Consider the following 13,544-nt stretch of genomic DNA (forward strand, 5'->3'; position numbering starts at 1 on the left):
CTCCTCTATTCAATAATCTTTGGTACCTTTATATAGCCCTCCTTTAAATCAAGGGTATTTTGAAATAGTTTTTTCTTATCTTCAAATACCCTCTCTTCATCTTTTCTGAGATGGGGTGCTTCAGTTGTTTTAAAGGTTTCACCCATAATCCCCTCAACATCTACACCTCTTATTGCATCAAAGTTGCTAAGAATCTTCTCAAAGTCCTCTGTCATTTTATCTGCTTCTTCTTCGGTTAAGTGTAGCTTTGCCAGCTTGGCTATATAGTGAACCTCTTCCTTAGATATTTTCATGTAGTTAAACCTCCCTTTGAATGAATGTTAAATGTTGAATGTTGAATGTTGAATTGATGTTGAAATTTGCATTAGCAAATTTCATAACCTATTACTTATTCCTTATTACCTATTACCTGTTTGTCTCTATAATCTCTCATCTCTCATCTTTAAACTTTATCATGGTGTTATCCTCTTCAAATCCCTTGGCAATAGGGTTGCCTGTCTTATGTTATCTAAATCTAGGATTTTCATTGTGATTCTTTCTAGACCTATGGCAAAGCCTCCATGGGGGGGCATTCCGTATTTAAAGGTGTTTAGGTAAAAGTCGAAGTCCTCTGGGTTTAAGTCAAAGGCCAGCATGTTCTCCCTTAGCCTAGTATATTGATGAATTCTTTGGCCACCCGTGGTAATTTCTAATCCCTTATAGATTAAATCGAAGCTTTTTGTCATTCCAGGCAAGCCATCATCCGGCATTGTATAGACAGGTCTTTTAGATGCTGGATACTTCGTTAGAAAAACAAAGTCGCTATCGAACTTTTCCTTTATATACCTGGAGAATATCCCTTCACCTTCGGCATCAAGGTTTCCTTGGGGAGATTTCTTTTGATAACCCTCTAATAGAACTCTTTGGGCCTCCTCCAAGGGTATTCTCGGAATTTCTTTAATCTCTGGTAGCTCTATACCCAGCAGCTGAAGCTCATATCCACAGGTTTCCTTTAAATGGGGAAAGAGAGATCTTAAAAAGGCTTCCTCTAAATCCATTAAATCCCCTTCATCATCGATAAAGCCTATTTCAACATCTAGGCTTACATACTCATTGAGATGTCTCCAGGTGTTATGAAGCTCTGCCCTATAGGCATGACCTATCTCGAATACCCTCTCAAAGCCTGCACCTACCATCATCTGCTTGTAGAATTGTGGGCTTTGGGCTAGAAATGCCCTTCTATCAAAATAGTTCACTGTAAACATTTCCGAACCCCCCTCAGTACCAGAGGCAATAATCTTTGGGGTATGGATTTCAGAAAAATGTTGGGACTTCAGGAAGGTTCTAAAGGCTTCAACAATTTCCTCCTGGACCTTAAAGGGGGCCCTTACCTTAGGGGATCTAAGGCTTATAGTCCTCTCATTCAATTGAGTTTCTAAATGGGCATCGATTACTCCATTGTTGATGGCAAAGGGAAGAACCTCATAATCTCCTTGCCCCACAACTGTTATCCGTGTGGTCTTAATTTCCAGTCCTCCAGCAGCCTTTGGATTCTCTTCTACACAGCCTTCCACCTCGATGGCCATCTCTAATCTTAAGCCTTCTCTAAGGTTCTTTTCCACCACCAGCTGAAGGATTCCTGTTTTATCCCTTAGCTGAATAAAGCTTATTTGACCTACATCATATATTTTGTGAATCCAACCCTTCAGCAGTATGGCCTTTTCTAAATATTCTCTTACATCTTTAACGTATACCCTTTTCATGATAAACTCCTCCTATATATTCTATTACCCATTAAACCTAAAACAAAAGTGTAAATTAGTAGTGTAGTAAGGAACTTTCCTGTGGAGAAAAAAATAAAAAATCCCGTCCCTATACCATATGGTATAGGGACGGGATATCATATCCGCGGTGCCACCCTACTTAGCTGAACATGCAATACAGCTATCTCTTGTCAGTACGGACCAATGGTCGATACCTAGTTCCTTTAACGGTGAACCTCCGACTAAGTCTACTTTCAATAAGATTTCGGTTAGCTGCTCAGGGGCGTTCTTCAGTACAGGCTTCATATTGGGCTTTCACCGTTCCCAACTCGCTTTAAATCGGCGATAGTACTTACTCTCCCCATCAATGCATTTAATGGGCTTAACATTTATTTAAATACGATTATATTACTTCTTTTTTCAGAATGCAATAGTTATTTCTATATTATTTTATTTTTTCAAAAAACTTATACTGTATTTATTGCTTTTACTTATATATTTACTTCTTCCAATTTTATCAAACAAGAAAGCTTGAAGTTATCAAAAATCCCTATATTTTAAACTAATAAACACATAAGCTTTTTAAATTTTTTTTTGGTAAAAGCTTGCTACTCCGCCGGCGCTGTGGTTAATTGCTTATCCTTAGCATCTTTATATACTCTAACATTTAGTGTGAATAGAGATAATAAGGCCATAAAGGCACCACTTCCTACCACTAATATTGCAGGCCCTATTGTGTCGGCAGCCTTCCCGATAACCAGCATTGAAATCAGCATTAAGGCATTCCCTATAGCCATATCAATACTAAAAACCCTTCCTAATTTTGATGGTTCAACAATTTTTTGCAAGAATACTCCATAGGATATATTAACGAAGGCAGCTGCTGCACCACAAAGAAATACAAAGAAATACATTGAATAGATATGGTTAAACAATCCAAAGGCTGCATAGCTTAATCCAAATGCTAAAATTCCAACTACAATCATTGTAATCTCACTGATTTTCTTGCTGATACCCCCAATTCCTAGGGCTGCTAATATCAGTCCAGCACTAAAGATGGTGGTAATATATCCGTAGGTCTCTGCTGTGTAACTTAAGCTATATAACAAGGCAGGATTTAAAACGGGTACTGCTCCAAAGGGGATTGAAGCTAAAGCAAAAAAGCATATAAAGTATTTTATAAGTCTGTTTTTATAAATATATGTAAAGCCTTCTTTTAAGTCCACCATAAAGCTAGAGGGGCTTTCTTCTGTTTCTTTTTCTATTGAAGGGATTCTAATAAAAAACTCAAATAGAGCGGAAATCAAAAAAGATACTCCATTTATTAGAAAAATCAATTGAATATCAAAGTTTAATAATAGGATTCCAGCAATGGCAGGCCCTAATAGCATTGCGATCTCTGGAACAGATGCCGTCATAGAGTTGGCAGTTATTAAATCTTCCTCTTTAACCAATCTAGGCACAACGCTTCGAACTGCTGGATTAAAGAATACATCAAAAATACTTTGAAGTAGAACAATAGAGTAAATAGTAAGTAAATTATAACTGCCTATGAAAAGAAGATATACTAGTAAAATTGATAATAAACCTCTGATAATATCTGAAAGAATGATAATAAATTTTTTATTCCATCTGTCAACCCATACACCTGCAATAGGACCAATAAATATAGATGGTATCCGCAGCATTATCAGTAATAAACTTACATTAAATACAGAACCAGTCTGATTCTGAATCATCCATATAAGACCCACAAAATTAATCATCGTTCCTATTTCTGAAACAAACTGTCCGCCGAACAGAAGACTAAAATCTCTATTCTTAAGGATTTTTAAATACTTGTCCATTTTCTCCCTCCCAATTTTGTTTAAGATTAAAATCTTACGCTACACTATTATATAAAAAATTTTATTTAAGAGTTGTCGTATTTTGTCAATACATTTCAATTATTTAAAATATTTATTACAAAAATTATATAATATACTTCGTTGTTTTTGTTTCAAATCCTTTAATAATTTAAAAAGACTACAGTAATTTTTACTGTAGCCCCATCCCTTTAAAATCTAATATTTAATTGATTTTTACTTTCAACCATTCCAGTTATAAACAAATCATAGTCTATTTGGATTTTTCCTCTTTTCTTATCTCTATTAAGGCTTATATCTACCTTATCGGTAAATACCTCCATCTCAAAATCTCCAAACATCGTCTGATATAGAGTGTTTGAACGTTTGCCCTCTTCAAAAACCATTGTTGAGACATTGGTTCCGTATCTCTTCAGGAGGCCCTTGTTGTCCTTCTCAATCTTTAGGGTTGTTGTGGTTCCCTCCATCCCTGAAATTTCTGTTTCTTCGTAAACTATATAGATATTATCACCTTTATCGTAAATAGTGCCTTCAGTTGTCAGTTCTATCTGATTTTCTTCTCCAGACTTATCCTTTTGCTTCCCAGTAATTCTAATTAAAATATTTTCCTTCATCTTTTTAATCGGTTCTCCTTTTTACTATTGGCTTTTATCCCTAAACCTATCTATTGCCAATTGAATTAATCTGTTAAAAAGCTCCTCATAGGGGATACCCGTAGCCTCCCACATCTTAGGATACATGCTTATTTTGGTAAAACCCGGCATTGTATTGATTTCATTCAGTAATATTTTATTGGTGTCCCTTTCTATGAAGAAGTCTATTCTGGCTAAGCCAGTACAATCAATAAGCTTATAGGACCGTATTGCCATTTCCTGTATTTCTTTAATCATTGCATCTGAGATATCCGCCGGTATTATAAATTGTGTTTTACCATCGAAGTACTTATCCTGATAGTCATAAAATTCATGGGAGGGAATAATTTCTGCTGGTAATGACGCAATTGGATCATCATTTCCTAATACTGAGCATTCAATTTCCCGTCCATTTATATTTTCTTCAATAACAATTTTACGATCAAATTTACCTGCCTCTTCTATTGCTTCTAAAAGCTGTTTTCTATCTTTAGCTTTGCTAATTCCAACGCTTGATCCTAAATTGGCCGGCTTAACAAATACAGGATAATTAAATTTTTCTTCTAGAGCATTTATATAAGTATCAGGGTTCCTTCTGAAGGCTTTCATATAGATCACCTCAAAGGCAGCCTGAGGGATCCTTTCAGAAATAAAAAGTTTTTTAATCATTGCTTTATCCATAGCTAGAGCAGAGGCTAAAACTCCAGCTCCTACATAGGGGATTCCTGCAATCTCTAATAATCCCTGTACTGTACCATCCTCCCCATAGGGTCCATGTAGAACAGGAAATACCACATCAATTTTCTGTAGACTATTATTGTCTGTTGAAACATATCCATTAAATTTTTCTAGGGGTAGTAGAGAAATACAATCATTTGTCTTATTACTTTCTAATAGCAGATTATGAATACCTTCCCACTCTCCGGATTCAATTTCATCTATATGGTTATTGCATACCCTCCAAAGGCCATCTTTAGTAATTCCAACGGGTATAACATTATACTTCTCTTTGCTTATCGCCTTTAAAATAGAGGCTGCTGACATTAAAGAAACCTCATGTTCCCCGGATCTTCCTCCAAATAGAACCATTACATTGAGCTTGCTCATTACTTCACCCTCTTTCATATTACTATTCTACTCTTGTTTATGGTAATTGGCAACTTTAATTGGCGATTATATTTATAAAAGAACCGATATATAACGATTGAAAAACCATTATGTTCTATACTACAGAAACCCAGCATTCTTACGTATTATTTCTATACGCTACCATAACTGGGTTTCCTTGTGGTCTTTACTCTTCATTCCTCATTCTTAATTCTTAACTATTTTTTATATTCTTCCCTGCCCTCTCAACAGCCTTAGCTACTATGTTGCCACAATTTCTCGAGGTTACATTACCAAAATCTCCGTCTTTCTCAACTGTATCGTAAATCCCCAACTCTTTTGCAATCTCTGTTTTTGCATCTTCCGGTAGCCTCTGACGATTATTTTTGCTCATTTGAATACCTCCTTATATTAATTCATAATTAGTAATTTATAATTAAACCTTTAAGGCTTATTTTTATTTTTTACTATTGTATCTAATATTATTTAAAGATCAAAAACTCTTAAATAACAAAAGCATTTCATGCGTTAATTTTCTATGGTTAAAATGCTTTTGTTTTCCAGAGAACCCATGCGTTCTCTAGGACACTTCGTTTTCGGTCGTCTCACCTTCTCGACGCCGTTCGTAGCATAGTGTCACTTATTCGTGACACAACTCACCTCTCCTTATTTTTATAAGGGGGAGGGGCCCCTTAAAATCCCCCATTTAATAGGAAAAAAGAGAACTTTCCTATTAAATTAAAAAGTGCATGTACCCATGCACTTTTAATATTAGAATTTCGAAGCGAATCTCATAAGATTATCCTTTGAGGATTTTATCCATTCCCATATTTTAGACTTTAATTGAATTGGCACCTCTGTTGTATCAGATTCAGATATTAGTATCTGATATTCATCTTCACTTAAGACCTTTTGTAACTCTTCCTTTGTCTTTTCATCTATTAAGCCACTTTTGATATCTACAAAGCATAGGGGAGGAAACATCACGCACCACCAGTTTTGGCCCTTGCCCTCACCTATAATAACCCTTAAGGCTTCATATTCACCTGCTGCTAAAACCATGTCACCGTATTTTCTTGTGGGGAATAAATGATTTTCTAAAACCACTTCAACGGGATAGGCTTTTCCATTGTCTTTTATTTCTTGTGTTGCAATAGCCTTAATGGATTGAAGATTATTTTGCAGGATTTTCTTACCCTCCACAACGTCTTCTACACCCACCATAAGCTTAGACATTTCCGGCAGTATCGCATCCCTCACCTTTTCCTTAAGGATCTGATCCTCTGGGGCATCACTATTGGCTAAAACATGAAAGCGAATAATATCTCCCTCTGGAAAGCCGGTATTAATGGCGGCTTTATTTTCCTCTGGAATTATATAAATAGCTGTAATGATTAGTATTAATATGAAGGTAATTATAGTAGCTGATTTATACACTTAAATTTCTCCTCCCTCACCAAAAATTATGTACACTTTCAGTATGTACAAGAGGGGGAAAAAATATACAAAGCCTCCTTATATTTTCTCGTATAAGGAGGCCTTCATTGCAAAACTATTTATTATCTTGATAATCCAACCCTTCTAATTTTAACATCCGCAACTACCTCAAAGTTCATATTCTTATATACCTCATCCCAATCCTCTTCAATCTCCTTCCATAGGCTAGGGTGGTATTTCTGAATATAGCTGGAAATATCTAAGGCATCAGAATTGAATTCTTTTTGCAGCTTCACAAGGGTTCCCTCCACCATATCCTTAATCTTCTTTTCTGCTTGGCTCTGCAGCTCATTGATAAATTTTGGATCTGTCAAATCCTCCTCTGCATTCAGATACATTTGCTCCAAATCCCCCTCTACATCTATTTCAATTTTAAATATTATATCCTCTTTATTATGGAATATCTCATATCTAGCTCTACCGTCGGTAATGTTATAGGGTATAAGCATTTCTTCAAAAGGAATGTCTATTACAATTAAATCAACCTTTCCTGCAGCCATATTGGCTGCAATGGTTTCCTTTTCTCCTAGCCAGCCCACTAGAGCAAAATTCTTTATAACAGCCGAACCAGCTGTTTTAATTTCCTTTTCATCTGGTACTAATCTTGGTATTAATACATCTCCATTATTATGGAGGGATATTAGCACCTCACCTATATCCATTAAGGGGGCCCTTTGGCTTTTATCCATCTTTCTAAAAATTCTGGTGATATACTGACCAACGTCACCCTCCTGTTGGGGCTCCATCTCTATAATGTCTTTAGCCTTTCCCTCAACAATTCCTATGCTAATTCTTCTACTAATTAAAGGATTATTTTCAAAGGCATCCAAAATTTCACGTATCATTCTAGGGTCTTTAGCCAGCTCTTCCCCTAGGACCAATCCCCGTAGATGTCCAAAGTAAATACTTTTACTGGTTCTTGCTCCAATTTGCCTTAATATGGAATGCATATTACTGCCTAGAGAGCTTAGATAAACATTTGTCAGCTCCACCTCTCCCCCAAGTCCTCCTGATTGATTAGGAAAGGATATAGACAGCTGATACTTGCTTTGACCAGGATTTTCAGCAAGATCTTCAGGAGCTATATCAAAGCCTAAGATAGCAATAAAAATTCTATCATCGATTTCCACCTGATCCCAGCAACCCACTAGTAAGGTAGCTGCCATCAATAACACCAACATAATTAATCGTTTATTACGCACCCTGATCCTCCTTCCTGATACCCCTTTTGAAGACAATCACCATTGCTATTATTAATGGAATGATTACTATAATTGAGGTTGCTATAAATTTTGTAAAATAATCTAAGTAATAATAGGCTTCTGTTACACTATCTGGAAATAGTGAAATAAAATAGATTATGGGTATTAAGGGAAGGGCCAAAAATCCGTGTTCTCTTATATTCATTGAGTTGGATAGGGTGATTGTTGCTCCTAAAAAAAGGGGAGCCATAGACATAAAAACGATAAAAACCCATAAAACCATAACTATTGCCTCAACATTTTCAATAAAGAGGCCTGGAAATTCAATGGTTTTAAAAATTGTGAGGGTAGGCCATATTAAGTGGACCGTTTGCTCTACCCCAAACCTAGCTAATGTGATGGTATTAAGAAATACATACAGTAAACCTACAACCAATATACTAATGGCCATGGCCTTAGAAATGTTCTTTTCAGGTTTCACGAATCTTCCAAATACCAAAATTAAATCAAAGCCCAGAAAGCTGAAAAAAACGATGGGTAATGCCTTGATAATATCTCCAACTGAAAGCTGAAAAACCGGAAGCAAATTGCTAAAGTCCGTGCCTTGAATGGTGAGTAAAAATAAAACTAAGGAGGGTATTAAAATTAATGGTAAAAGAAGCTCGGCTAGCCGTGCCAAGGTCTCTATACCTCTTCGTACTAAATAGATATTTGTAGCTAGCATAAAGAACATGATTACTTCAATAGGAGTTCTAAAAAGTAAAAACATCTTTACCACTTCTCCAAAAATCCTTAATAAAAAACTGTTAATTACAATAAAGTATAGAGAGAATATTGCTCCGATTATATGGGCCACTGGTTTACCTAGGGTGGCTTCAAGTATTTCAAAAAGACCCTTTCCTGGAAAGGATTTAACAATATAGCTGTGGAGGAAGGCAACCAATAGAGCTGAAAGGGTACCGACAATTATTATAATCCAGCCATTTGTGGCTGCTTCCTCAGCCAAGGCCTGGGGTAAGGTTAGAATTCCTGTTCCCACTAAGGTTAATATTAAAATACTCGTTATTTGAGAGATGGATATTTTATCATTGTTTTGATACATTTATTTCTCTCCCTTCCCAAAATCCTCTGGTCTTTTATCGTCCATCCTGTTTTTTTGCCCTCTATTGGCTGTAGAAGGTCTATTGCTTAAGGCAATGGCAGGAGCTTTAATGATGGAATCCTTTAAGTCACTTATATTATCTATAAATACAACAAAGGGTGATAGATATGGAGTTCCAAAGCTTTTTAAGCTGCATAGGTGAATCAGCAAAAGCAAGCCTACTAGTGAAATACCATAAAGACCTAGAAATCCTGCTGCAAATATGAAGATAAATCTTAATAAACGAAAAGCAATGGATACATTGTAGCTGGGTATTGCAAATGACGATATGGCCGTTACAGCTACTACTATTACCATTAAGGGGGCTACAAGTCCTGCCTCCACCGCTGCCTGACCAATCACCAAACCGCCTACAATTCCTATGGTGGCTCCAATGGGCTTAGGTAGCCGAACCCCAGCTTCCCTCAAAATTTCAATGGTGGCTTCCATCAATAATGCCTCCACAATTGATGGAAAGGGTACTCCCTGACGGTTGGCAGCTAAGGCTAATGCCAGCTTAACAGGAATCATTTGGGGGTGAAAGGAGGTAAGGGCTACATATAAAGAAGGAGCTGTTAAGGAGATAAAAACAGCCAAATATCTTAGAAATCTTATTGCTGTTGCAATGGCCCACCTTTCATAATAATCCTCAGCAGATTGCATCAAGGAGTTGAAGGTTGCAGGTATTAGTAAAACAAAGGGACTGTTATCTACCACGATTGCCACCTTACCTTCATAGAGAGCTGCTGCCACCACATCTGGCCTTTCAGTGTACTGGGTTTGCGGAAAGAGAGATATCCAATTGTCCTCAATGAATTGCTCCACAATTCCACTTTCCAATATTGCATCTATTTCTATTTGCTTCAAGCGTTTATTTGCTTCCTCCAGTAAATTCTTCTCTACAATGTCCTCGATATAAAATACTGCTACGTCGGTTTTTGATCTCACCCCTAGCTGATAGGGCTTTGTTTTTAATCGAGGGTCTCTTATTCTTCTCCGTATTAAAACGGTATTTACCCTTAGTGTCTCGGTAAAGCCGTCTCTAGGCCCCCTAATAACCGACTCGGTAACAGGGTCAGAAACCCCTCTGGCGGGCCAGCCCTTTGAAGCTACAATTACGATTTTTTCGTAGCCATCTAATAGTAGTACTGTCTCACCACTGAGGATGTTCAAAACTGCATCGTCAATGGTATCTACTTCCTTCGTTTCTGAAACTGCTATTACCCTTTCCTTTATCAGCTTTGGTACTTCTTCCTTTGAAATAGGTCTCTCATCAGTGATTCTGGTGCTAATCATTAAGTTGGTTAGAACAAACTTGTTGAGAAGTATCCGATCTGCCATTCCGTCGACATATATTAAAACCGCCTTATAATCTAATTCATCTCCAACCTTAATTTCTCTATATACTACATCTGAAGCATCGGTTAAAATATCTTTGATAGCTTGCAAGTTTTTATCAATGTTTTTATGTACCTTTAATCCATCTTGATTTTTATTGCCTTTGCTAAACAATTTATCCCATAGTCCCATTTAAATGCCTCCTACCCTAGATGATTTGAAACATAAAATATACAGCTATACTGCCGGCTATATAGGCATAGCCCAGTAGTTTAGCCATCAAGGCCTCCCTGTCATACTTTTTCCTTTTAAGAAGAGGTACATCCACCAGCAGCAAAAAAACACCGATAAAAATAAATAAAAAAAGAATTGGTAAAGTAAATAGGTCCTTTAAGTTCTCAATAATAAAATTCAAAACCCTCACCTCTTTTTAGAATCTCTTTTAATTTTTGCAATAATAGGTGTTTATATACAGCAAATAAGAATATAAAAAAAGATTTAGAGTTTCCTCTAAATCTTTTATAGGTATTTTTCAAATATTTCAATTTCCTTTGGATCGTCTAAATCATGGCATATTTCAGGATTTTTACAGTGATAGGCCTTTGCACTAATATCAAATCGGTCTTCGATGTACTCCTCTAACTGGGCTATGCTTAAGGTTTTGGTTAAGAATTTTGTAATAATGCCAAGGCCAAAGAAGGCACTCATTTTTAAGGGATTTTTTCGATTATCAATCATATAGCGGCCAACCCTCTCGATTTTAGATATGGCCTTTGGTTTTAACAAAATGAGATTCCCTCCAGTAAATTCTCCTTCCCTTAAGGACGCAAAGGTTCTTTTTATATCTGGATACCCATTTATACAGGTTTCCTTATCAATGATTGGATAAAACAAGTCTACATCGGCCTTTATGCCTTCTTCGATAAAGCCCTTTATGATATCTCCCTTTATTAAAGGAATATCACAGGTTGCAATCAAAATAAAGTCCTCATCGCCAGCAAAGTCTAATCCCCTTAGTACATTATCCATTATGGTTGGGCCTTCCTCCAGAAGTTTATAGGTATTTCCATCTAGTACAGAGGGTAAATCTGGAATATTCCCTACTATAATGATTTCCTCAATATCATCTGTCGAGGATAGGGCATCTACTACGTATCTGATCATAGAAATACCCTTTAGTTTTATTATGGATTTATAACCATCAAATTCGATTTGATCCTTTGGGCTCCCCCCGGCTAATAATATCACCTTCATGGATACGCCTCCTGTTGTATATCTGATTTAGTCTCTGTCCTTTCCATAAAGTACAGATTCCATCATATTGCTTCCTGCATTTTCAATGTGGCTGGTGGCAATTTCATAGGCCTTATTTGCATCCCTCTCAGAAATTGCCTCTACAATTTTTTGATGATCGGCTGCAAGGTCTTTACCCTTGTTATACTCAGAGATATAGGTTACTCGAAAGCGATGAATTTGTTCCCTTAGACTAAGGGCTATTTGAATGAGTTTTTGATTTCTAGCAGAAATAAATATTCGTTCATGAAAATCTATGTCCTTTTGAATCATCCCATCAACATCATCTTTTTGATAGCATTGCTTAAACTGATAAGATAAAAGCTCCAACTCATCAAGCTCTTCTTCTGTCATTCTTTCAGCTGCCAAAGAAGCAGCTAAGCCTTCTAAAACCGCTCGAATTTCCAGTACCTCCATAATGTCCTTAATAGAAACATCAGCTACATAGGCTCCCTTTCGAGGCACCATAATTACTAAGCCTTCTAGCTCCAGCTTCCTTATGGCTTCTCTAACAGGAGTACGACTAACCCCTAATTGATCGGCTAGTTGAATTTCCATTAATCTCTGACCGGGCTCAAGTTTTCCCTCTAGGATAGCTTCCCGTAAGTTTTCAAAAACGATTTCTCTTAAGGGTTTAAAGCTTTCTATCTTTAAACTCTGTAGATTGTTCATCCTCATTCCTCCCATAATAGCTTTGCACAAGAAAGGTTTGCTTATATAGCTTAGATAAGTTGTTGTAGGCAGCCTTTCCACGTTTATGATTTTTAAATATGCCAAAAACCGTTGGGCCACTACCCGACATCATGCTTCCCAATGCATTATACTCTATCATTTTTCTTTTGATATTCTTTATATCATTATATTTGGTCTCTGTTACTGTCTCAAGTACGTTTTTCATATTTTTTGAGATTGTTACAATGTCTTCCTTTTCCATGGCCGTTAACAAAAGCTTATTATCTGGTCTCTCCATGATTTTTGTCAATTCCAGCTGACTATATACATCCGCCGTCGAAACGGATATGGAAGGCTTAGAAACTAAAAACCAAACATTCTTTAGGGAATTGATAGGAGTTAGTCTTTCTCCTATTCCCTCTGCAAGGGCAGCTCCCCCCATGATACAGAAGGGTACATCTGCCCCGATTTTTATTCCTAAATCCATTCTTTCCTTTAGAGATAGTCCTAGCCTCCACATTCTATTTAATCCATTTATTACTGAAGCAGCATTGGTGCTTCCCCCTGCCAATCCCGCTGCAACTGGAATATTCTTTTTAATATAAATATCTACACCTTTATCAATTGAATAGCTTTCTTTCATTAGCTCAGCAGCCTTATAGGCAATATTGGTGGCATTGGTAGGGATAAATTTACAGCCTGTTAAAATCCTGATTTCATTGACATCTCTTTCGAAAAGTCTTATTTCATCGTATAGATTGATTTGCTGCATAATCATTTCAACCTCATGATAACCATCAGGTCGTTTATTTAATACGTCTAGGGATAAATTGATCTTTGCCCTTGCCTTTAAATGAATATTTTTCATCCCCCATCATCTCCCTTGTATATATTATACCTTCGTAAGTTTTTTCCTGCTAATTGATAATTATAGGACGAAGGACAGATTATAACAAAAGCATTTCATGCATTAATATTTATGGTTAAAATGCTTTTGTTTTCCAGAGAACCCATGCGTTCTCTAGGACACTTCGTTTTCGGTCGTCTCACCGTCT

At 36.7% G+C, this 13,544-nt stretch carries 14 protein-coding genes and 1 other annotated feature; all 14 genes read right to left on the reverse strand.

Annotated elements, in window-relative coordinates:
* Window positions 1-5: 5 nt before the first annotated feature.
* Window positions 6-293 carry an Asp-tRNA(Asn)/Glu-tRNA(Gln) amidotransferase subunit GatC gene (gene gatC / locus F8153_RS02225; protein WP_151864723.1) on the reverse strand — a complete coding sequence of 96 codons (288 nt, stop codon included), beginning with the start codon at window positions 291-293 and terminating at the stop codon, window positions 6-8.
* Window positions 294-452: 159 nt separating this feature from the next.
* Window positions 453-1,742 (reverse strand): aspartate--tRNA(Asn) ligase, encoded by a 1,290-nt coding sequence (gene aspS / locus F8153_RS02230; RefSeq protein WP_151864724.1) that lies wholly within the window; start codon window positions 1,740-1,742, stop codon window positions 453-455.
* 122 nt (window positions 1,743-1,864) lie between these two features.
* Window positions 1,865-2,119: a binding site (T-box leader), on the reverse strand.
* A 231-nt stretch (window positions 2,120-2,350) separates the two neighbouring features.
* Window positions 2,351-3,589 carry an MFS transporter gene (locus tag F8153_RS02235; RefSeq protein WP_151864725.1) on the reverse strand — a complete coding sequence of 413 codons (1,239 nt, stop codon included), beginning with the start codon at window positions 3,587-3,589 and terminating at the stop codon, window positions 2,351-2,353.
* Between the two features lie 209 nt (window positions 3,590-3,798).
* Window positions 3,799-4,221 (reverse strand): DUF1934 domain-containing protein, encoded by a 423-nt coding sequence (locus F8153_RS02240; protein ID WP_151864726.1) that lies wholly within the window; start codon window positions 4,219-4,221, stop codon window positions 3,799-3,801.
* 24 nt (window positions 4,222-4,245) lie between these two features.
* Complete coding sequence (locus F8153_RS02245; protein WP_151864727.1) at window positions 4,246-5,346, reverse strand: D-alanine--D-alanine ligase; 1,101 nt, start codon at window positions 5,344-5,346, stop codon at window positions 4,246-4,248.
* Window positions 5,347-5,560: 214 nt separating this feature from the next.
* Window positions 5,561-5,740, reverse strand: coding sequence for a small, acid-soluble spore protein, alpha/beta type (locus F8153_RS02250; protein ID WP_151864728.1), 180 nt, complete (start codon window positions 5,738-5,740; stop codon window positions 5,561-5,563).
* A gap of 377 nt (window positions 5,741-6,117) precedes the next feature.
* Entirely contained in the window at window positions 6,118-6,783 is a 666-nt protein-coding gene (spoIIR, locus tag F8153_RS02255) for a stage II sporulation protein R (RefSeq protein ID WP_151864729.1), read from the reverse strand.
* A 122-nt stretch (window positions 6,784-6,905) separates the two neighbouring features.
* Window positions 6,906-8,045, reverse strand: a complete 1,140-nt coding sequence (locus F8153_RS02260; RefSeq protein ID WP_151864730.1) for a Ger(x)C family spore germination protein — start codon at window positions 8,043-8,045, stop codon at window positions 6,906-6,908.
* The gene (locus F8153_RS02265; RefSeq protein ID WP_151864731.1) at window positions 8,038-9,147 is read right to left on the reverse strand and encodes a GerAB/ArcD/ProY family transporter; all 1,110 of its coding nucleotides are present in this window, start codon (window positions 9,145-9,147) and stop codon (window positions 8,038-8,040) included. Before F8153_RS02265 ends, F8153_RS02260 begins: the two co-directional genes overlap by 8 nt.
* Complete coding sequence (locus tag F8153_RS02270; RefSeq protein WP_151864732.1) at window positions 9,148-10,716, reverse strand: spore germination protein; 1,569 nt, start codon at window positions 10,714-10,716, stop codon at window positions 9,148-9,150. It lies immediately after the preceding gene.
* A 16-nt stretch (window positions 10,717-10,732) separates the two neighbouring features.
* Entirely contained in the window at window positions 10,733-10,939 is a 207-nt protein-coding gene (locus F8153_RS02275; protein ID WP_151864733.1) for a CLC_0170 family protein, read from the reverse strand.
* A 104-nt stretch (window positions 10,940-11,043) separates the two neighbouring features.
* Window positions 11,044-11,778, reverse strand: coding sequence for a nucleotidyltransferase family protein (locus F8153_RS02280; protein ID WP_151864734.1), 735 nt, complete (start codon window positions 11,776-11,778; stop codon window positions 11,044-11,046).
* A 27-nt stretch (window positions 11,779-11,805) separates the two neighbouring features.
* Window positions 11,806-12,489, reverse strand: a complete 684-nt coding sequence (locus F8153_RS02285; RefSeq protein WP_151864735.1) for a GntR family transcriptional regulator — start codon at window positions 12,487-12,489, stop codon at window positions 11,806-11,808.
* The gene (gene ispE / locus F8153_RS02290; RefSeq protein ID WP_151864736.1) at window positions 12,452-13,357 is read right to left on the reverse strand and encodes a 4-(cytidine 5'-diphospho)-2-C-methyl-D-erythritol kinase; all 906 of its coding nucleotides are present in this window, start codon (window positions 13,355-13,357) and stop codon (window positions 12,452-12,454) included. Before ispE ends, F8153_RS02285 begins: the two co-directional genes overlap by 38 nt.
* Window positions 13,358-13,544 lie beyond the last annotated feature (187 nt).

The sequence above is a fragment of the Alkaliphilus serpentinus genome (genome assembly GCF_009017255.1).
Classification (GTDB): Bacteria; Bacillota; Clostridia; order Peptostreptococcales; family Natronincolaceae; genus Alkaliphilus_D; species Alkaliphilus_D serpentinus.